The following is a 19,561-nucleotide window of genomic DNA, read 5'->3' as shown; positions in this document are numbered from 1 at the left end:
CGGATTGCCACCGGCTCGTCATCCGCGCTCCGTCACCCGATCTCCGCCGCCAGCGCGTCGAGCAGCGGATCGGCCAGTCGCCCGCGCTCCTCGGTGATGATCGCGTGGAACAGGGTGCGCTTGATGTCCGCGATCTCGTCGCCGGGGATGATCGATGCATCGGGCAGGGTGGACATGATCAGGTCGATCATCCGCTCCGCCCCGTGCAGCCGCCCCCACAGATAGTCATTCTCGCGATAGGCGCGCGAGAAGAAGGCGCCGAAGCAGTTGAACTCCACGCCGCGCAATGTCGCCGCGGCACCGCCCTTGCGGATCGATCCGGCATCGTCGGGCGAAATGCGGTCGACCTTGATCGCGTGGAATTCCTGCGCCCCCTGCGGCCGCAGCAGCGATAGCGTCGCCAGATCGTAGAAGGTGAAGCCCAGATAGGCGAGCAGCAGCGTCTTGCGGTCGCCGCGCGACAGGCGGGGCAGGACGGCGGCGATCCGCTGGTCGGTCGCCTCGTCGATCGTCTCGATCGCGCGGAACGATCCGATCGCGGCGATGGCGGTCGCGATGTCGCCAATCGCGCCGCGCGCCGCGCCCGCGACGGGGCTCGGATAATGATCGCGCATCTGCATATCGAGATAGGGCGCCAGCGATTCGTAGATCGCGGTGCGCGCCGCCTCGATCGCTTGTGGATCGCTCTCGCCCCCCGCCTCGATCTCGGTCAGCCGATCGGCCAGGAAGCGCAGCCGCCGGATGCGATAGCCAAGGTCGTGGGTCTTGAGGAACTCGATCACCGGCTCGGCGCCGGTATCGTCACCCAACGCGCGGATATGCGCGCCCACCGCCGCGCGGATCATGCGCAGCTCGGCCGGCTCGTCATGCCCGCCCAGCTGCACGATCGTCTCGGTCAGCTCGTCGCCGATCGTCGCCAGCTTCAGGTGGATATAGCCCGCATAGGCAAAGCCCGCTTGTTTCGCCGCCAGTTCGTGCGATTTGAGGCGCCAGCTGCGCACCCGTTCGGTGCTGGGGCGGTAGAGCAGCAGGATATTGCCCATCGCGCCCTCGACCGCTTCGTTCACCTCGCCGCGGATCGCCGCGATGATATGCTTGGTCTGCTCGATCCGCCGCGATCGCGCCTCGATCGCCTCCAGATTGTCGTGGATCGGCTGTTCGCGCGGAATGGTGGAAAGCGCGCCGAAGATGGTGGCCAGGAATCCCGGCTTCTCTCCGCTCATCTTCCCCGCGATGATCGGGTTGCCCAACGTCGGATCGATATAGACGAAGCGCCGGTCGACCTCGCGCCGCGCCGGGCGGTTGCGCAGCGCGTCGATTGCGGGGCGGAAGGGCGCGTTGGCCAGCACCGATCCGTCGATCAGCACCACGTCCTCCGGCGCGCGCGTCTCGCCCACCTCGAGCAGGTTGGTCAGGAATTCGGCGCGCGTCGGCCATGTCCGCTTCCGCTCGGCCAGCACATCGTCCACCTCCTTCACCGTGAAGGGCGGGAAGGCGCCGGGGAAGCTGGCGGTCGCGCGACCTGCGAAGGTCAGCGCGGCGATATCGCCCAGCACGCGATCGGCGCGGCCATGATCCGAAAAACCGATCGTCAGCCGATGCTCGCGCTCCTCGGCGATGGTGGGGCTGTGCAGCGCCAGATGCTGGCGGTGGCCGTGGAAATCGGTGGCGGTGACGCTGAGATCGATCGGCTGGCGCTTGGGCAGCAAGGGCCGCCCCGCCGGCTGCCGCGCCATCGCCTCGAACGCATCGAGGATCAGGCGGGTGAAGGTCTTGCCGCCAAAGGGCGGGTGGAACCAGCGCGCCCGGACGAACAAAGACAGCTTGCGCCGCACCTCGGCCCGCGTCTCGGGCGCGACGGTGCGCTCCACGGTGCCGCCACGCCGTCGCGTCAGCATCCACGCGATCGGCAGCGCCCACGCCCGCGTGAAGCGCGTCAGCGGGCGCGCATCGGGATCGATCAACTGCTCGACATCGGCATTTTCGAGCCACAGTTTGGTCAGCGGCTCCAGCGACTGCCCGGTCGCGATCGCCTGCCCCAGGAACAGGCCGTTCAGCCCGCCCGCGCTCGCGCCTGCGATCACGTCGATCAGCACCATCAGCTTCAGGTCGCCCTCGGCGGCGATCCGCTGGAGCAGGCCGTGATAGACCGCCTCGCTGCCCGCGATCGCGGCGGGCGCCGGTTCGCCTGCATGGAACGCCCGGCTGGCCCGCGCCAGCCGCCACAGCTCCTTGGTGATCCCGTGCATGTAAACGGCCAGGCTGATCCCGCCATAGCAGACCAGCGCGAGCCGCAGCTCCTTCTCCCTCATGCAAGGGCATGTCACATCTGCGGTTGCGCTTTTCAAGCCGTGGACTATGTTCCCCATACGTTCGCAACGGGGATCGGGATGGCCAAGCCGCAGAAACGCTACACCTGTCAGGCCTGCGGCAGCGTCGCGAGCCGCTGGCAGGGGCAGTGCGCCGATTGCGGCGAATGGAATTCGCTGGTGGAGGAAACCACCAACGTCACCGTCTTCGCCGCCAAGCACCATCTGCGCGCCGGCGGGCAGCGGATCGATCTGGTCGGCCTCGACGCCGAAATCCCGCTCCCCAAGCGTGCGTCGACCGGCATCGCGGAGTTTGATCGCGCACTGGGCGGCGGACTCGTTCCCGGTTCGGCGACCCTGATCGGCGGCGATCCGGGCATCGGCAAGTCGACGCTCCTTTTGCAGGCCGCCGCCAAGATCGCGATGGCCGGCCAGTCGGTCGCCTATATTTCGGGCGAAGAAGCCGCCGATCAGGTCCGCCTGCGCGCGCGCCGCCTCGGCCTCGGGCAGGCGCCGGTGCGGCTGGCCTCGGCTACGTCGGTGCGCGACATCCTGACCACGCTCGAATCCGCGCCGCCCGCTCTGCTCGTGATCGATTCGATCCAGACGATGCACAGCGATCTGATCGAAGGCGCGCCGGGCACGGTCAGCCAGGTGCGCGCCTCGGCGCAGGAACTCATCCGCTTCGCCAAGGAACGCGGCACCGCGCTCGTCCTCGTCGGCCATGTCACGAAGGACGGCGCGATCGCCGGCCCGCGCGTCCTCGAACATATGGTCGATACGGTGTTGAGCTTCGAAGGCGAGCGCAGCCACCAATATCGCATCCTGCGCGCGGTCAAGAACCGCTTCGGCGGCACCGACGAGATCGGCGTCTTCGCAATGGCCGAAGGCGGCCTCGACGAGGTCGGCAATCCGTCCGCTCTCTTTCTCACCAACCGGGGCGAGGCGATGGCGGGCGCGACGGTGTTTCCCGCGATGGAGGGCACCCGGCCTCTGCTCGTCGAAATCCAGGCACTCGTTGTCCGTCTTGCGAGTGGTGCGACGCCCAGGCGCGCGGTGGTCGGCTGGGATTCGGGTCGCCTCGCGATGATCCTCGCGGTGCTGGAGGCGCGCTGCGGGCTCAGCTTTTCGACCTGCGAAGTCTATCTCAACATCGCCGGCGGCTATCGCGTCGCCGATCCCGCCGCCGATCTCGCGGTCGCCGCTGCTCTGGTTTCCGCGCTCGCCGAACGCCCGGTGCCCACCGATTGCGTCGCCTTCGGCGAAGTCGCGCTCTCGGGCGAAATCCGCCCCGTCGCCCACGCGCCCCTGCGCCTGAAGGAAGCCGCCAAGCTCGGCTTCACCCGCGCCTGGCAACCCGCCTCGGCCGAAGCCCAACCCCTCATCACCGCCAGCCGCTTCGCCACCCTCGCGGCGCTGGTCGATCATATCCTCCAGCGGGACTAATCCAATCCTCCCCCGCCAGGGGGGAGGTGGCGCCGAAGGCGACGGAGGGGGAGGGCGGCGATCAGTTGGCGTTCCGTGTCCTCCCCTCCGTCAGCTGCGCTGACACCTCCCCCTGGCGGGGGAGGATTGAGCACCGCACTTCACACCCCATTCATCCGCACGCCCGCATCTTCCCCTGCCGCTTCATCCCGAGTAGCCCTCCCGCATGCACAGCCTGACCGCCCTCGACATCGTCGTTCTGATCGCGATCTTCGGGGGCGCGGCGATGGGGTTGCTGCGTGGGTTCGTGACCGAGCTTCTGTCGCTGTTTGCCTGGGTTGCGGGCATCTTTGCGCTCAAGCTGCTGCATGGCCCGGCGACGGGCGTGCTGAGCGGCATTGTCGGCACCCGCAGCGGCGCGAGCGTCCTCGCCTTCGCGCTCATCTTCATCATCGTCTTTGCGGGCGGGAAGATGATCGCGGGCGCATTGGGCAGCCGCACGCGATCCTCGGTCCTCGGCCCGCTCGATCGCGCGCTCGGCTTCGGCTTCGGCGCGATCAAGGGGCTGCTGATCGTGACGCTCGCCTATCTGCTGTTCAATCTCGGTTATGACACGATCTACGGCGTGCGCTCCGAACGGCCGCAATGGATGCGCGACAGTCGCACCCATCCGCTGCTCAACGCCACCGGCCGCGCGATCGTCGACTGGGTCGGCAAGCGCCGCGCCGCCGGCGGCCTGATCGGCGACGGCAACACGGCCGCGCCGGCCAGCTAGGCGACCTCAGAAATTATAGACCAGCGACGCGCGCGAAACCGTGTCGGTGCTTTTCTGGTCGATCGGTGCATCGCGTTCATACTGGATATTGTACGAAAGCCGCCCCTTCACCGGCCCGAACAGGATCGTTTCCAGCGACGATGTCGACGTCACCGTCGTATGCGCGCCCGGCCCATAGATGGCGAGCTGCTGCGCCAGCGTGACTTGCGACCACGGCGTCCACTTCGCATCGATGCTGCCGCGGCCCGCAATGCGGGTTTCGTCGGGTTCGGCCGGATCGCGGAAGCGCGTATATCGCACCACCGGACCGGCATCGACTTCGATGCGCAGCTTGGGGCTATTGACCGCGACCACACCCAGACCGGCACCCCCGGTGAAACGGTGATCATAGCCCAGGAAACGGTCATGCTCATATTGCGATAGCCCGAAGGCGTAATAGCTCGGGCTGATCTTGTAGCGCGGCTGCCACGCGGCGACGGCGCGCTCGGTCGTCGGAACCTTGTCGGTCTCCTGATAATCGATCCGCGCGGTGAACAGATGCTCCCAGTTCAGCCCGCTGCGCTTCAGATTGGTCGCACCATAGAGGCCCAGCGTGCGGGTGTTGCCGGTGGACCAGCTTCCGCCCAGCTCGACCTGCCCCTTCCAAAGCGACAATATGCCCGCCGACGCCAGCCGTTCGCGCTCGGCATCGGCCTTCGCCTTGGCCTGCGCCGCCACCTCGCGATTATAGCTGTTCGTCATCGCATCGATCTCGGCGATGCTCTCGGGATTGGTCCGCTTGGCGACGCCGATCACGGCGGATGTCGTCTGCGGATCGCCCGACTGGATCGCATCCTCGATCATCGCACGCACCGCATCGGGCAGGGGGGCGGCGGCCAGCGGGCTGGCGGATCCGGCAAGCACGAATAGGCCGATCGTTCGTTTCACGCATCACTCCAGACGGTGGGAAGGCACACTGCCATCCCAGCATCCGCCTGAATGTGCGATGGACGGCGCCACGAGAACCCGCCGCCCCACAACTCGCCCCGGCGACACACCGGGCGGCCGCCTTGCACCGTCGTCTGACGCTCGATCCCCACCCGTCACCCCGGACTTGATCCGGGGGGGGCGCTTCTTTTGTCAAAGGTGAGGCACCGCACGAGATCGGCGGAACGAGAAGGGTTAGTTCAAACAGTACCCTGTCGCCTGCCCTTGATGACAGGTGGAGAGAGCGCCAAAAGCAGCACATAGCTCTAGGAGGGTTAAGTGCAGGGCGGGATTGCGCAGACTATCGGGCTCGTCTTTGCGGCCAACGCACGCCGTCGCAAGATCAACTGTCCGGAATGGCCAGGCTCGTCGATTTATCAATTCTGCAAAGAGGTTCGTTTCGTTGGTCGAAAACGATCCAGGCTTTTCGGCCTTTCGACGAAGCTTGAAATAGCCGATCCCAACGCTTGGCTCGACACATTGCCGAGTGACATGACATGTGCGCGGTTATCGGTCTTGTCGAGGAGTGACGCGAGCATTTCTGATCGAGAAAGCGTCGGCTTTGCCAACGGCGGTCCCATGTTTCTTGTGCAGATCGTCGGTTCAACCCCAGAGGCATGGTATAGCGAATGGCAAGTGACGAACCAAGGAGCGCCCGATCGGCGCATATGGTCGGTCACCTATCGTAATTTGCCGAATGCGGTTGGTTTGGTTGAGCAGCGGTCGCCTTCGGCGGCGCGCGAGGCTCTCGCTAGTGCACTGCAAGATGCAATAAGCTTTAGTGAATCGCACGGCATGGGCTTCGGTTACACTTTCGAAGCAGCACGGCGAGCACTGAACGATGAATCTCCTTTGAGCGGCTTTTATCACGCCGATATCGTTCCTGAGGGACTACTGTCACTGAGCGACCTTCAGCTATTCTCCGCTGCTGCGAAAGCTTGGGTTTTTGGCGGTATGGGTTCTTGGAACGATGTGTGGTTCGACGGTGATGACCAAGAGGATTATCGCAAAGTAAGCGATCAGCTGTTTTTATCGATCGTGGATGGTTTGGCGTGCGCCACAAACGCGAGCGCTGACGCCTGATTTTGCCGCCCGCGCTGTCCTACACAGCGCCGCCCCATTACGCTGCCTGCATGCCTACTCTCTCACCTCGTCGTTCGCTTTGCTCGCAAAAGCGTTCGGGGAAGCGATTCCGAAGCAGACGTAGTGACAACTTTGACAAGTTTCGTATTTCGAATTCGGCCCACGCACCGAATCGATCGGCCGCCCGCTCAGAGTTTCGTCGTCACCCAGATGACGTGGCGTGCGCCCTTGGCGCCGTTCGCGCGGCTGACGATCTCGTCGGTATGCCAGCCCTTGTTGCCTGCCAATCGCCGCGCGAAGGCGGGGTCGGACGCGGCGGACCAGTAGGCGAGCACCCCGCCCGGCGCCACCGCGCGGCGCGCCATGTCGAGGCCGGAGCGCGCGTAGAGCCGGTCGTTCGATTTGCGGACGACGCCGTCGGGGCCGTTGTCGACGTCCATCAGGATCGCGTCCCACTGGCCCGGCGTCTCGTCGATCACCTCGCCGACATCGCGTTCGACGATGGTGACGCGCGGATCGTCCAGGCAGTCGCCGAACAGTTCGGCCATCGGCCCGCGCGCCCACTGGACGACTTCGGGCACCAGTTCGACCACGGTGATGCGCGCATCCTTCGGCAGTTCGGCCAGCGCCGCGCGCAGGGTGAAGCCCATGCCCAGGCCACCGATCAGCATGCGGATATTGTGCCGCCCGCGCAGCCGTTCGCAGGCGAGCGTCGCCAGCGCCTTTTCGGAGCCGCTGAGCCGGCTGTTCATCAGCTCATTGCCCCACAGCGAGATCAGGAAGTCGGCGCCGCGCTTCATCAGCCGCAGCTCGCCTTCGCCGCCGGGCACCTTCGCGGTGTCGATCAGGACGCGGGGGACCATTTAGCGCTTCCGCACGAATTCGGCGCGCAGGACCAGGCCCTTGATGCCGTCATAGCGGCAATCGATCTCCTGCTCGTCGCCGGTCAGCCGGATCGATTTGATCAAAGTGCCGCGCTTCAGCGTCTGCCCCGCGCCCTTGACCTTCAGATCCTTGATCAACGTCACCTGATCGCCGTCGGCCAGCAGGTTGCCGACCGCGTCGCGCACCTCGACATCGCTCGACGCGACGGGCGCGGCCGATCCGCCCGGGACCCATTCGCCGGTCGCTTCGTCATAGACGAAATCCTCGTCACTCATCGCCGTCCTCCACTGCAGGTTCGGGGCGGCCCTTAAAGCCTTGGGCGATGACATACCATTCGGACGAATCCTTGCGGCTTGCCGGCGGCTTGGCGTGCTTGACGGTGGTGAACTGGCGCTTGAGTTCGGCGACCAGATCATTGTCCGCGCCGCCCGCCAGCACCTTGGCGACATAGGTGCCGCCGGGGCGCAGGATCTCGCTGGCGAACAGCCCGCCCGCCTCGACCAGCGCCATCGTGCGCAGATGGTCGGTCTGCGGGTGGCCGACGGTGTTGGCGGCCATGTCGGACAGGACGATATCCGCCGGCCCGCCCAGCGCCTCGGTTAGCAGGGCAGGGGCCGCATCGTCCATGAAGTCCATCTGCAGGATGATCGCGCCGTCGATCGGGTCGGTCGGCAGCAGATCGATCCCCACCACCTGCGCATGCGGGCAGACGCGGCGCACCACCTGGGTCCAGCCGCCCGGCGCGATGCCCAGATCGATCACGCGCTTGGCCCCGCGCAGGAACTTGAACCGCTCGTCCAGCTCGATCAGCTTATATGCCGCGCGCGACCGGTATCCCTCGGCCTTGGCCTTGCGGACATAGGGATCGTTCAACTGGCGCTGGATCCACTTGATCGAACTGTTGCTGCGGCCCTTCGCGGTCTTGATCCGCTGGCGAGTACCCTCACCCCTCATCGTGAATGCTCCCGCGCCATCAAGGAGCGCAATATGCCCTCGCGGATACCGCGATCGGCGATGCCGAGCCGTTCGGCCGGCCAGATATCGAGAATGGCGTCGAGGATCGCGCAGCCCGCGACCACCAGATCGGCGCGCTCCGGCCCGATGCAGGGCAGCTTGGCGCGTTCGGGCACGCTCATAGCGGACAGATCGGCGCTGATCCGGCGCATCGCTTCGGCGGGCACGATCAGCCCGTCGATCGCGCGGCGATCATAGCTCGGCAGATCCAGATGCACGCTCGCCAGCGTCGTTACCGTGCCGCTGGTGCCCAGCAGCCGCCCGCCGACCGCGCCATTGCCGTTCAGCTTGGCCGCGAAGCCCGCAAAGCTCTCCGCCACCCGCGCGCGCATCCGCGCATAGCTGGTGACGAGTTCGTCGGCCGTGTCGCCGACATGCGGTTCGCTCTCGGTCAGCGATACGACGCCCCACGGCGCCGAATACCAGTCGATGATGCGCGGCTGCGGGGTTTCGGTGTCGACCAGCACCAGCTCGGTCGATCCGCCGCCAATGTCGAAGATCAGCGCCTTGCCTTCGCCGGGCTCCAGCAACGTGTGGCAGCCCAGCACCGCCAGCTTCGCCTCGGTCTCCGCGCTGATGATCTCCAGCAGGATACCGGTTTCGCGATAGACGCGCTGGATGAACTCGCGCCCGTTGCTGGCGCGGCGGCATGCCTCGGTCGCGACCGAACGGACCAGCGCGACGTGGCGGCGGCGCAATTTGTCGGCGCAGACCGAAAGCGCGCTGACGGCGCGGTCCATCGCGGCTTCGGACAGCATGCCTGTCGCCGCCAGCCCTTCACCCAGCCGCACGATGCGCGAAAAGGCGTCCACGACGACGAAGCCGTCCTCGCTCGGCCGTGCGATCAGCAGGCGGCAATTGTTGGTGCCGAGGTCCAGCGCGGCATAGCTGTGCCTTGGTCCGCCGCGGGGATGCGGCGCGGATTGCGCTCTGCCCCGTCTGGCACCGTCGGGGCGCGGCGCGGCCGGTCGGGGGCCGTGCGCCATATCAATTCTCTGCTCTATCGCCGCGGGACATTTCCCGGCGGAACTTGGAGACGAGCCTAGTCGCGAAAGCGCGTTCCGGCAAGGGCAGGGGCCAAACCCCCTTGACCTGATCGTCCTCCCCGCTTAGTGCGCGCGCTCCGGCGTGATGCCCCGTCGTCTAAAGGTAAGACTACGGACTCTGACTCCGTCAATTGAGGTTCGAATCCTCACGGGGCATCCAGCCGTTTCCTGACATCGCGATCTCTTTTTGCGGCCTGCATCGCCCATGCGGGCCTTTTCGTGTGCCTGCCCGCTATGTTTTCGACATTGCAATATTGATTTTGCGATAACTTGACTGTGGTTCGGCGCTGGCATAGCCATGCGATCACGGAGTCGGACCCGGTGAGAGGGACGACGGAGCGGGAGAGTGGGTTGTGAGTGAAGCGAAGAAGGACGCCGCCTATATTCGGCGCGCCGTGGAGCTGGCGGATCTGAATGCGGTCAAGCTGGCGATGTTCCACATCACCCGCGACGAAGCGTTCGCGGCTCTCCCCGTCGGCCCGAAGATGGACGCCGATCAGAAGGCGTGGCTGATCGACAAGACGGCCGCCTGGCTGGAGCAGAATGCCGGCCCCGCCGATCTGGCCGAGCCCGAAGAGGCCGATCTGCGCCGCATGATGGATATGGTCACCGGCATCCCGAACGGCGAGATGGAGTTCAACCTCCGCCGCGACCTGACCGGGTTCAAGGAATTCCCGTACATGGTCGATTGGACCAACGGGAAGCCGGAGATCCCCGAAGGCTTCAAGGTCGCGGTGATCGGCAGCGGTTTCGCGGGCATCGGCACCGGCGTGCAGCTCGACAATCTCGGCATCCCCTACACCGTCTATGAGCGGCGCGCCGATCCGGGCGGGGTGTGGAACATCAATCGCTATCCCGACGTCCGCGTCGACACGATCTCGATCACCTACGAATTCCTGTTCGAGCGCGACCACGAATGGTCCGAATATTTCGGCCGCGGCGCCGAGGTGCGCGAATATCTGCGCAAGGTTTCGAAGAAGCGCGGCGTCTTCGACAAGACCCGCTTCGAACATGACCTGAAGCAGGCGACGTGGGACGAGGCGCGCAACGTCTGGAAGCTGGAGTTTGAGACGCCCAACGGCATCCTGAAGGAAGAGGCCAACGCGATCATCTCGTGCGCTGGCCTGTTCGCGACCCCCAAGGTCGTCGAATGGGAAGGGCAGGAGAACTTCAAGGGCGAGATCGTCCACACCGCGCTGTGGAACGACGATATCGATCTGAAGGGCAAGAAGATCGCGACGATCGGCCAGGGTTCGACCGGCATCCAGATGCTGGGCGCGCTATCGCGCGAAGGCAGCGAAGTGACGGTGTTCCAGCGCACCGCGCAGTGGATGATGCCGCGCGAGAAATATGGCGAGGCGATGGAGCCCGAAGTGCAGTGGCTAGTCCACAATCTGCCGGGCTACTGGAACTGGTGGCGCTACAGCGCGACCTCGGGCCTGTTCGAAACGCACGGCCTGATGCAGGTCGATCCCGAATGGCAGGCCAAGGGCGGCATCGTCAGCGAGGCGAACGACCAGATCCGCAAGGATCTGACCGCCTATATGACCTATCAGCTCGGCGGTCGGCAGGATCTGATCGACAAGGTGATGCCCGATTACGCGCCGTTCTCGCGTCGTCCGATCGTCGACAATGGCTGGTACAAGGCGCTGACCAACGACAATGTCGAACTGGTCACGACCCAGATCAAGCGGCTGGTGCCCGAAGGCGTCGAGACCGTCGACGGCAAGGTCTATGAAGCCGACGTGTTCGTGACGGCCACCGGCTTCGACGTGGTGAAATATCTGTGGCCGGCCCAATATACCGGCAAGGATGGCGTCGACCTTCATCAGAAGTGGGACGAAGGCGATGGCCCGCGCGCTTATGTCGGAATGATGCATCCGGGCTTCCCGAACCTGTGGACGCTCTACGGCCCGAACTCGCAGCCGGTGTCGGGCGGCCCCGCCCAGCCGGTGTGGTTCGCGATCTGGTGCGGTTATGCGACCCAGTGCATCATAAAGATGTTGGAGACCGGCCATGCGCAGGTCGACGTCAAGCAGGACGCCTATGATCGCTACAATGCGGAACTGGACGCCGAAGCGCACAAGTTGATTTCGATGAACGAGGTCGGCGGCGTCGGCAAGAATTACTACGTCAATACCGAACACATGCGCCTGCAGGTGAACTCGCCCTTCTACAGCCCCTATTACCACAAGCTGTGCAGCAAGCCGGTGTGGGACGAGCTGGAGATCACCGGCGATCTGAAGGTGCCCGAAGCCGCCGAATAAGCTCCGGCGTCGGTCAGAAAGAAAGGCTCCTGCGGTAAGCCGCGGGAGCCTTTTTCGTTTGCGCTAGCTGGCGGGGCAGGTGGCCTTGAGCACGAAAATCTCTTTGCCCTGGAGTTCGAGCGCATGGCTGCAATCGGCCGCGTCGAGCGCGCCGACCAGAGCGGTCCGCGATTGCCGCGAGAAGGAGAGGGGCGATTCCCAATCGGCATGGCTGGTTGCGATGAAGAAGGGCGTATCGCGCGGCGCCTCGGCGATCAGGGCGTCGGCCGGCGGCCGGTCGTTCTGAACCATCAGGTAGATTACGCGCAGATCATAGCCGCCGGGATCGTCGCGCCGGGCTTCGATCACGTCGCCAATCTCGTCATGCGGCTCGTCGAGGAAATCCTCGGTCAGGAACTCGTTGGGTATGCGCGCCGAGCGGCGGTTGGTGGTCCCGAAATAGCGGTTGCGCTTAATCGCCGGCTCATAGGCGCTGTAATATTCGATCACCGGCTGCGTCCCCGCCCAGAGGCCGATCGGTTCGGTCCGGGGCTTGGCCAGCCATGCGACGAGACGGCCATTGTCTTCGGTCGTGAAGTGCATCGTCGTCGCCTTGATCGCCGTCACGCCGGTCGCGGCGACCGCGATCCCGGCCAGCGGCAGCATCACCGCGATCCGCTTTGTGCGGTCGAGGCGTGGCAGGGCGCCGATCAGGAAGCGCAAGGCATTGGCGACGAGCATCAGGGCAAAGGCGTTAGCCCAGGCGACATGGCGTGGCGCGATCGCCGGATAGAGGCCGACCGCCGCCAGAATCGCGCAGACGAGCAGCACGGCGGCGATAATGGCGAACAGCTTCTGTGTGCCCGCCGATCGATAGTCGGCCAGATTGATCAGCAGGACGATCGCGATCAGGATCGTGCGATTGCCGAACAGGCGATAGATGCTCAGCGAAAAGAGCTTGGCGACGTCGATCCCCTCCAGCCCGTAGGCGTTGGGGAAATTGTGCATCTGGATCGTCGTGCCGCGCTGGATCAGCGCATAATAGCCGACAGCGAGCAGAGCGAGCAGCGCAGCCCATGCCAGTTCGGAGGGCGCAAGGCGACGACGACGGGCGAAGGCCAGGCCGGCCCACAAGGCGACCGTGATGCCCGCGATCAGCACGCTCGACAGGCCGCAGATCATTGCGCCTGCCAGAATCAGCACGTCGACGCCGCCGAACGGCGCGCGGCGCGATTTGGTGAGGAACCAGGCGATGATGATGGCGACCCCCGCCATCTCCAGCCCGTAAAATTTCAGCTCGGTCGCATAGATGGTGAGCGCCGGGACGAGCCCGCTGAGCAGTGCGATCGCGGGCAACGCCAGTCGCGGCCCATAAGCGCGCGCCACCGCCCAGAACAGCCCGGCCATCACGAACAGCGCCAGCAGCAGCCGCCCCGCGACCGGGGGGAGCAAGGCGGCGGCGGAGCAGAGCAGATTGAACAATGGGGGCGCGGCCTGCGAATAATAAGGCAGCGGATCGAACAATCCTACGATGCTGCGCATCGGATAATTGACCATCGCCATAACCTCATCGACCCAAAGCGCGCGTTGGGCGGTGCCGGCGATGATGAGGATAAGAATTAGGGCCGGAACGACTTGGTAGAAAAGCGACGTTTTTGAAGTCCCGCTTCCGCTCACCACGCCGGCCTCCCCCGAGGACTATCGTCGTGTCATTGTAGATAGAAAAAGCCCCCGAGAAGCAAGCTTCCCGAGGGCTTTTTCAGGATCAGGTCGCCCCGATTAGGGATCAGGCCGCCTTGGCGCGCGCCTGGCGCTTGCGCTCGTGCGGATCGAGGAAGCGCTTGCGCAGTCGGATCGACTTGGGCGTGACTTCGACCATTTCGTCATCGTCGATATAGGCGATCGCCTGTTCCAGCGTCATCTTCTTCGGCGGGGTCAAGCGGATGGCGTCGTCCTTGCCGCCCGAAGCGCGGAAGTTGGTCAGCTGCTTCGCCTTCATCGGGTTGACTTCAAGGTCGTCCGTCTTGGCGTTCTCGCCGATGATCATGCCCTCGTAGAGGGCTTCACCGTGACCGACGAACAGGATGCCGCGCTCTTCGAGCGGGCCGAGCGCATAGCCCTGGGCTTCGCCGGCGCCGTTCGAAATCAGCACGCCATTCTTGCGGCCTTCGATATTGCCCTTGTGGGGACCGTACTTCTCGAACAGCCGATTCATGATGCCGGTGCCGCGCGTGTCCGACAGGAACTCGCCATGATAGCCGATCAGGCCGCGCGACGGCGCCGAGAAGGTGATGCGGGTCTTGCCGCCACCCGACGGACGCATGTCGGTCATCTCGGCCTTGCGCTGGTTCATCTTGTCGACGACCGTGCCCGAAAATTCGTCGTCCACGTCGATCACGACGGTTTCGTACGGCTCGGTCTTCTTGCCGTCCTCATCCTCGCCGAACAGCACGCGCGGGCGGCTGATGCCCAGCTCGAAGCCTTCGCGGCGCATCGTTTCGATCAGCACGCCCAGCTGAAGCTCGCCGCGGCCGGCGACTTCGAAGCTGTCCTTGTCGGCGCTCTCGGTCACCTTGATCGCGACGTTCGATTCGGCTTCGCGCTCCAGACGATCGCGGATCATGCGCGACGTCACCTTCGAACCTTCACGGCCCGCCATCGGCGAATCGTTCACGGCAAAGCGCATCGACAGCGTCGGCGGATCGATCGGCTGCGCCTTGATCGGCACCGAGACCGAGGTGTCGGCGATCGTGTTCGCCACGGTCGCGACGGTCAGGCCGGCCAGCGAGATGATGTCGCCCGCCTTGGCTTCGTCGACCGGAACGCGCTCCAGACCACGGAAGGTCATCAGCTTCGACGCGCGGCCCGATTCGATGACGTTGCCGTCGGCGTCGAGCGCGTGGATCGGCTGGTTGACCTTCACCACGCCCGACTGGACGCGGCCGGTGAGGATACGACCCAGGAAGTTGTCGCGATCGAGCAGGGTCACGAGGAAGCTGAACGGCGCATCGACGTCGAGCGACGGCGGCGGCACGTGATCGACGATCTTCTGGAACAGCGGGGTCAGCGTGCCCGAACGCGCATTGTGATCGTCCGACGCATAGCCGTTGCGGCCCGATGCATAGAGGACCGGGAAGTCGAGCTGCTCGTCGGTCGCCTCAAGCGTAACGAACAGGTCGAACACTTCGTCCAGCACTTCCTGGATGCGCTGATCGGGACGGTCGACCTTGTTGACGACGACGATCGGGCGAAGCCCCAGCGCCAGCGCCTTGCCGGTCACGAACTTGGTCTGCGGCATCGCGCCTTCGGAGCTGTCGACCAGCAGGATCACGCCGTCGACCATGCTCAGGATGCGCTCCACCTCGCCACCGAAGTCGGCGTGGCCGGGCGTGTCGACGATGTTGATGCGGGTGCCTTCCCATTCGATCGAGGTCGGCTTGGCAAGGATGGTGATCCCGCGTTCCTTTTCCAGATCGTTCGAGTCCATCGCGCGTTCCTCGACGCGCTGATTGTCGCGGAAGGTGCCGGACTGGCGGAACAGCTGGTCGACCAGCGTGGTCTTGCCGTGGTCGACGTGCGCGATGATGGCCACGTTGCGCAGGCTCATGGTCTCGAAAATCCTGAAGATGGAGAAGTTGGCGGCGCCCATATCGGATTTGGCGCGTTGCAACAAGGGCGAGCGCCGTCACGATCGTACGGATAGGCGCCAGACGAAAAAATGGGCCGGCTCCCGAGGGAACCGGCCCGAAAGTTTTTAGGAGAGGATGCCTGAAAGGCCCGTCCCTTTTGCGGTGCAGCGGATGATTCGACAAATGTTGATGCAGCAAGTGCGATTGCGTTTCGTGCAACTTTCGGCGATTTCAATTTATGCAACTTAAGTCGTAAGGACCGTATCGCTTGAATAATGCACCTCGGCCCGCCATCTTGCGCGCCGGAATAGGGAGACGCAGCGAATGGCCACGACCAGCACCGCCACCGAGGAAGCCGATCTGGTCCTCCAGGCGCCCGCGCCGGTCAAAGTGCTCGCCCCCGAAAAGGCGGCGGGGCTGGTGCCCCTGAAGGACGAACAGCGTTCGAAGCTCGACGAGAAGGTCGACGGCTTCATCGAGGCGCTCGTTTCGCAGGATGTGAACAGCCCCGAATTCGGCAAGCAGGTCGATTCCATCAGCAATATGGGCCGCAAGGAAATCGCCGATGCGGCCGGCCAGTCGAATCGCTTCCTCGATCGGCCTGTGCGCGCGATCGATGCCGATACCGGCGTCGGCGCCGATCTGGCCCAGCTGCGCCGCACGATCGAGGATCTCGATCCCGGCGCGCGCGGCGATCTGTTCCAGCGCAAGAAATTGTTCGGGATCATCCCGTTCGGCAACAAGATGCGCGACTATTTCGACAGCTATAAGAGCGCGCAGAGCCACATCGCCTCGATCCTGCGCAGCCTAGCCTCGGGCAAGGACGAACTGATCAAGGACAATGCCGCGATCGATGTCGAGCGGCAGAATCTGTGGGCGGCGATGGGCCGGCTCGAACAGATGATCCACCTGTCGAAGACGCTCGATGAGCGGCTGGAGGCCAAGGCGCTCGAACTCGATTCGACCGATCCGGAAAAGGCCAAGGCGATCCGCGAGACCGCATTGTTCTACGTGCGTCAGCGCAGCCAGGATCTGCTGACCCAGATGGCGGTGACGGTGCAGGGCTATCTGGCGCTCGATCTGGTCAAGAAGAACAATGTCGAACTGGTGAAGGGCGTCGATCGCGCATCGACCACGACGGTCGCGGCTTTGCGCACCGCCGTTACGGTCGCGCAGGCGCTGGGCAACCAGAAGCTGGTCCTCGAACAGATCACTGCGCTCAACACGACGACCGCCAACATGATCGAGAGCACCGGTTCGATGCTCAAGAATCAGACCGGCGAGATCCACAAGCAGGCCGCATCGTCGACGATCCCCGTCGAAACGCTCCAGCGCGCCTTCCAGAATATCTACGACACGATGGACGCGATCGATCGCTTCAAGGTCGAGGCGCTGTCGTCGATGAAGCAGACCGTCGGCACGCTCACCGCCGAGGTCGAAAAGTCGAAGGGCTATATCGCGCGGGCCGAGGGCGCTGCGCAGGCCCAGTCGCAGGGGCGCGGCAGCGATCCGCTGGCGGCTCTGGAAGGCTGATAGAGGGGCTGATGGTCGACACTCGCGGCACCTATGACCGCGCCGAGGAGGTGCTGAACCGCGTCCGCGCGCAGACATCGCCGCGCGCGATCAAGGCGCATCGCCGCCGCGTGATCGGCTTCTTCCGTCGCCTCAAGATCGCGATTCTCGGCATCCTCGCGGTGATGCTGGCGACCGGCGTGATCGGCAGCATGATGCCAATCGGCGTGTGGGGCTTCCTCGCCATGCTCGTCGGCATGGCACTGGTGTTCTTCACCGTCATGGGCTGGCCAAGCGCCGCCGAACCCACGCCCGAACAGATCGCCAAGAGCGACCTGCCCGCGCTCCCGTCCAAGACCGAGCGTTGGCTGGAGGCGCAGCGCCCCGCGCTTCCCGCGCCTGCGCAGCGCCTCGCCGACGAAATCGGGATCAAGCTGGAGGCGATCGGCCCCCAACTCGCCACGCTCGATCCGCGCGAACCCGCCGCGTTCGAGTTTCGCAAGCTGATCGCCGAGGAACTGCCCGAACTGGTCGACGGCTATCGCAAGCTCCCCGAAGGGCTACGCCGCGACAGCCGCAACGGCGGCCTCTCCCCCGACAAGCAACTGGTCGAAGGCCTCAAGGTCGTCGACGAGGAATTGTCGCGGATGAGCGAACAGCTGGCATCAGGCGACCTCAACAAGCTCGCAACCCAGGGCCGCTACCTCGAACTCAAATATCGCGGCGACAGCAGCGAGGCTTAATCCGCGTCCAGCTCGGGATAATGGCGGAAGATGCCCTCGCCATAAGGAAGCCGCCGGTCGCTCGCGAGATAATCGGACAATTCGGGCAGATGCGCCACGCGCTTGAGGTGGGCGTGTAGCGCGGGGTGATCGGCCTCGATCGTCTTCATCCGCTTCGGAAAGGCGAAGCGCAGCCCGTCGACCAGCACGAACAATGACATATCGGCATAGGTCCAGCGATCGCCGACCAGCCAGTCGGCCTTGCCCAGCGCACGGGCGAAATAGTCCAGGAATTTGGGCATGCGGTTCGTCCGGAAATCCTCCGCCCGCCGCTTCGCTTCCTTCTTCTGATCCTCATAATAGAGGCCCGACGCGACCGGATGGTGCGCGTCGTGCGCCTCGGCGACCATATCCGCGATCGTCAGCTGATATTGCGCGCAGGCGCGCCGGCCCGCCTCGTCCTTCGGGGCGAGGCCATGTTTGCGGCCCAGCCAGTCGAGGATGTTGGCGGTCTGCGCGATCACCAGATTGCCGGTGACCAGATAGGGCGGGGCGAACGGCTCGGGCCGGCGCTTCGACATGTCCTTCACCAGCGCCGCGTCGCCCTGCTCGCGTGCGCAATCGACATAGCCGATCCCGCCCGCCTCCAGCGCGATCCGCACGAACTCGCCGCGTCCGGGAATCCCGGTCCAATACCAGAGCTGATAAGCCATCGCGCGCTCCTCTCGATGAGGAGAACCAAGCTCACCGGCAATAGGTCCATCCGCCGCGCCGCCCGCGATCGAGGTGGAGGTGGTCGCGGTGCAGGTCGTTATAATCGGGGGACAGCGTGGTCGAAAAGATCCGGCACGCCCCGTCGCGCACCGCGTGGAGGAAGCGGCCGCGCGCATCGTCGCGGTTCCAGTCGCCGGCGATCGTGATGCGGCGGCCATCGGACAGGCGGAAGCCGGCAATGTCGATCGCATTGGCGGTGGCATGTTCGCTCCACCGCCCCTCACGCCCGCCGCGAATGCCGCGACAATTGTAGCTGCCGAAACTGTCGATCCGGGTGACGCGCGCGCCCAGATGCTCCTCGGCGGCGGGATCGATCACCTGCTTCTGCCACAGGAACAACGCCACCGCGACGGTGCACGATGTGGTCGCCGCCGGGGAAAAGGGCGCCCCGCCTCCCGGCCCCAGCCGCACCCCGTCACGATAGCCGCAATAGAAACCGCCATCGATCGGCGGCAGCACCTGATATCGCTGCCCGGCACTGTCGAGCAGTGCGCGGCACCCCGGAAAATCCTCGCGCAATTTGTCCAGCTTGAAGCTGGTGAATCGGCCCACCGGATCGGCGAGGTTCAGTGGCCCCCACGGCACGGTCGCCGGATTGCGCTTGCCATATTCCCAAATCCCGAGCGCCAGCGCGACGCCCAGCACCGCGATCAGCAGACGGGGCCCGATCTTGCGCAGGCTCATCGGCCGCAGCGTTCCCGCCATATGGCGATCGTGCCGGCGTCGATGGCGGCCGCGGCGTGGCGCGCACAGATCCGCCCCTTGCGATCCACCGCCATTGCGAAAGGTAATGCGCCGCGCGTGGCGGGATAGGCCGCGAGGATGTCGCTCTTCGCATCGGCGGGGAAGCGTCGGTGCGTCGGCGGCACATTGGACAACAGGTTCTGCGCCCGCGTGCCGCCTTCGGCCGACAGCACGATCAGCGGCACATCACCCGCCGCCTTTTCGAGCATCGCATAGTCGCGCACCTCGGCGCGGCACGGCGCGCACCACGCTGCCCAGAACAGCACGATCGCGGGTTTGGGGAGAGTAGCAGGGGCGTCCGTGCCATCGATCAGGCGAGGTGAAGGCAGTGCCGCAGCGGTCAGCGCGAGGCCGATCAGGAGGAAGCGGAGCGTTCTGCGGATCGCCATCGCGCCGCTCTAGCAAATCCGAGCGGTGCGAACAGGGGGGAG

At 65.1% G+C, this 19,561-nt stretch carries 17 protein-coding genes and 1 tRNA gene; 7 read left to right on the top strand and 11 right to left on the bottom strand.

Annotated elements, in window-relative coordinates; all coding sequences use genetic code 11:
• Nucleotides 1–32: 32 nt before the first annotated feature.
• Complete coding sequence (locus EOD43_RS22250) at nt 33–2,312, bottom strand: patatin-like protein (RefSeq protein WP_127746588.1); 2,280 nt, start codon at nt 2,310–2,312, stop codon at nt 33–35.
• 78 nt (nt 2,313–2,390) lie between these two features.
• Here EOD43_RS22250 and radA point away from each other — a divergent pair, with 78 nt between their 5' ends.
• On the top strand, nt 2,391–3,755 hold the full coding sequence (gene radA, locus EOD43_RS22245; RefSeq protein WP_127746586.1) for a DNA repair protein RadA: 1,365 nt from the start codon (nt 2,391–2,393) through the stop codon (nt 3,753–3,755).
• A 205-nt stretch (nt 3,756–3,960) separates the two neighbouring features.
• Nucleotides 3,961–4,509, top strand: coding sequence for a CvpA family protein (locus tag EOD43_RS22240; protein WP_127746584.1), 549 nt, complete (start codon nt 3,961–3,963; stop codon nt 4,507–4,509).
• A gap of 6 nt (nt 4,510–4,515) precedes the next feature.
• On the opposite strand, the gene EOD43_RS22235 is transcribed toward EOD43_RS22240, so the two are convergent.
• Complete coding sequence (locus tag EOD43_RS22235) at nt 4,516–5,436, bottom strand: DUF481 domain-containing protein (protein ID WP_127746582.1); 921 nt, start codon at nt 5,434–5,436, stop codon at nt 4,516–4,518.
• A 318-nt stretch (nt 5,437–5,754) separates the two neighbouring features.
• Between EOD43_RS22235 and EOD43_RS22230 the strand changes: the two genes are divergently transcribed.
• The gene (locus EOD43_RS22230) at nt 5,755–6,558 is read left to right on the top strand and encodes a hypothetical protein (protein WP_127746580.1); all 804 of its coding nucleotides are present in this window, start codon (nt 5,755–5,757) and stop codon (nt 6,556–6,558) included.
• 188 nt (nt 6,559–6,746) lie between these two features.
• Here the strand turns inward: EOD43_RS22230 and EOD43_RS22225 are convergent, their stop codons facing one another.
• From EOD43_RS22225 to EOD43_RS22210, 4 genes are read right to left on the bottom strand one after another with little or no spacing between them, the layout of a single operon-like run.
• Nucleotides 6,747–7,421, bottom strand: a complete 675-nt coding sequence (locus EOD43_RS22225) for a spermidine synthase (RefSeq protein ID WP_127746578.1) — start codon at nt 7,419–7,421, stop codon at nt 6,747–6,749.
• A complete protein-coding gene (locus EOD43_RS22220; protein WP_127746576.1) occupies nt 7,422–7,718 on the bottom strand; it encodes an alkylphosphonate utilization protein in 297 nt (98 codons plus the stop codon).
• The gene (locus EOD43_RS22215) at nt 7,711–8,397 is read right to left on the bottom strand and encodes an RlmE family RNA methyltransferase (protein ID WP_127746574.1); all 687 of its coding nucleotides are present in this window, start codon (nt 8,395–8,397) and stop codon (nt 7,711–7,713) included. The genes EOD43_RS22220 and EOD43_RS22215 overlap by 8 nt, the downstream gene beginning before the upstream one ends.
• On the bottom strand, nt 8,394–9,443 hold the full coding sequence (locus EOD43_RS22210; RefSeq protein ID WP_127746572.1) for a Ppx/GppA phosphatase family protein: 1,050 nt from the start codon (nt 9,441–9,443) through the stop codon (nt 8,394–8,396). Before EOD43_RS22210 ends, EOD43_RS22215 begins: the two co-directional genes overlap by 4 nt.
• 146 nt (nt 9,444–9,589) lie before the next feature.
• Here EOD43_RS22210 and EOD43_RS22205 point away from each other — a divergent pair.
• Nucleotides 9,590–9,663 (top strand) — tRNA-Gln (locus EOD43_RS22205).
• A gap of 193 nt (nt 9,664–9,856) precedes the next feature.
• Nucleotides 9,857–11,770 carry a flavin-containing monooxygenase gene (locus EOD43_RS22200; protein WP_127746570.1) on the top strand — a complete coding sequence of 638 codons (1,914 nt, stop codon included), beginning with the start codon at nt 9,857–9,859 and terminating at the stop codon, nt 11,768–11,770.
• Between the two features lie 63 nt (nt 11,771–11,833).
• Here EOD43_RS22200 and EOD43_RS22195 read toward each other — a convergent pair whose 3' ends face one another.
• Complete coding sequence (locus tag EOD43_RS22195; RefSeq protein ID WP_164857399.1) at nt 11,834–13,312, bottom strand: hypothetical protein; 1,479 nt, start codon at nt 13,310–13,312, stop codon at nt 11,834–11,836.
• 223 nt (nt 13,313–13,535) lie between these two features.
• Entirely contained in the window at nt 13,536–15,356 is a 1,821-nt protein-coding gene (typA, locus tag EOD43_RS22190) for a translational GTPase TypA (protein WP_127746566.1), read from the bottom strand.
• Nucleotides 15,357–15,702: 346 nt separating this feature from the next.
• On the opposite strand from typA, the gene EOD43_RS22185 reads away from it, so the two are divergent.
• Both EOD43_RS22185 and EOD43_RS22180 read left to right on the top strand, forming a co-directional pair.
• The gene (locus EOD43_RS22185; protein WP_127746564.1) at nt 15,703–16,911 is read left to right on the top strand and encodes a toxic anion resistance protein; all 1,209 of its coding nucleotides are present in this window, start codon (nt 15,703–15,705) and stop codon (nt 16,909–16,911) included.
• Nucleotides 16,912–16,922: 11 nt separating this feature from the next.
• Nucleotides 16,923–17,633: a hypothetical protein gene (locus EOD43_RS22180; RefSeq protein ID WP_127746562.1), complete on the top strand. Its 711-nt coding sequence runs from the start codon at nt 16,923–16,925 to the stop codon at nt 17,631–17,633.
• Here EOD43_RS22180 and EOD43_RS22175 read toward each other — a convergent pair.
• From EOD43_RS22175 to EOD43_RS22165, 3 genes are read right to left on the bottom strand one after another with little or no spacing between them, the layout of a single operon-like run.
• Nucleotides 17,630–18,325 (bottom strand): glutathione S-transferase, encoded by a 696-nt coding sequence (locus EOD43_RS22175; RefSeq protein WP_127746560.1) that lies wholly within the window; start codon nt 18,323–18,325, stop codon nt 17,630–17,632. The genes EOD43_RS22180 and EOD43_RS22175 overlap by 4 nt on opposite strands.
• Nucleotides 18,326–18,356: 31 nt before the next feature.
• Nucleotides 18,357–19,091 (bottom strand): extensin-like domain-containing protein, encoded by a 735-nt coding sequence (locus EOD43_RS22170; RefSeq protein ID WP_240653470.1) that lies wholly within the window; start codon nt 19,089–19,091, stop codon nt 18,357–18,359.
• On the bottom strand, nt 19,067–19,519 hold the full coding sequence (locus EOD43_RS22165) for a TlpA family protein disulfide reductase (RefSeq protein ID WP_127746558.1): 453 nt from the start codon (nt 19,517–19,519) through the stop codon (nt 19,067–19,069). Before EOD43_RS22165 ends, EOD43_RS22170 begins: the two co-directional genes overlap by 25 nt.
• Nucleotides 19,520–19,561 lie beyond the last annotated feature (42 nt).

Origin of the sequence: Sphingomonas crocodyli, assembly GCF_004005865.1 — a bacterium.
Classification (GTDB): domain Bacteria; phylum Pseudomonadota; class Alphaproteobacteria; order Sphingomonadales; family Sphingomonadaceae; genus Rhizorhabdus; species Rhizorhabdus crocodyli.
This window is presented reverse-complemented; position numbering and strand designations above follow the sequence as displayed.

Excerpts from the sequence above, each read along its gene's own strand:
- radA (WP_127746586.1), top strand. The coding sequence starts at position 2,391 with ATGGCCAAGCCGCAGAAACGCTACACCTGTCAGGCCTGCGGCAGCGTC.
- EOD43_RS22210 (WP_127746572.1), bottom strand. The coding sequence starts at position 9,443 with ATGGCGCACGGCCCCCGACCGGCCGCGCCGCGCCCCGACGGTGCCAGA.
- EOD43_RS22220 (WP_127746576.1), bottom strand. The coding sequence starts at position 7,718 with ATGAGTGACGAGGATTTCGTCTATGACGAAGCGACCGGCGAATGGGTC.
- EOD43_RS22225 (WP_127746578.1), bottom strand. The coding sequence starts at position 7,421 with ATGGTCCCCCGCGTCCTGATCGACACCGCGAAGGTGCCCGGCGGCGAA.
- EOD43_RS22175 (WP_127746560.1), bottom strand. The coding sequence starts at position 18,325 with ATGGCTTATCAGCTCTGGTATTGGACCGGGATTCCCGGACGCGGCGAG.
- EOD43_RS22240 (WP_127746584.1), top strand. The coding sequence starts at position 3,961 with ATGCACAGCCTGACCGCCCTCGACATCGTCGTTCTGATCGCGATCTTC.
- EOD43_RS22195 (WP_164857399.1), bottom strand. The coding sequence starts at position 13,312 with ATGGCGATGGTCAATTATCCGATGCGCAGCATCGTAGGATTGTTCGAT.
- EOD43_RS22170 (WP_240653470.1), bottom strand. The coding sequence starts at position 19,091 with ATGGCGGGAACGCTGCGGCCGATGAGCCTGCGCAAGATCGGGCCCCGT.
- EOD43_RS22215 (WP_127746574.1), bottom strand. The coding sequence starts at position 8,397 with ATGAGGGGTGAGGGTACTCGCCAGCGGATCAAGACCGCGAAGGGCCGC.
- EOD43_RS22180 (WP_127746562.1), top strand. The coding sequence starts at position 16,923 with ATGGTCGACACTCGCGGCACCTATGACCGCGCCGAGGAGGTGCTGAAC.
- EOD43_RS22250 (WP_127746588.1), bottom strand. The coding sequence starts at position 2,312 with ATGAGGGAGAAGGAGCTGCGGCTCGCGCTGGTCTGCTATGGCGGGATC.
- EOD43_RS22165 (WP_127746558.1), bottom strand. The coding sequence starts at position 19,519 with ATGGCGATCCGCAGAACGCTCCGCTTCCTCCTGATCGGCCTCGCGCTG.
- EOD43_RS22185 (WP_127746564.1), top strand. The coding sequence starts at position 15,703 with ATGGCCACGACCAGCACCGCCACCGAGGAAGCCGATCTGGTCCTCCAG.
- typA (WP_127746566.1), bottom strand. The coding sequence starts at position 15,356 with ATGAGCCTGCGCAACGTGGCCATCATCGCGCACGTCGACCACGGCAAG.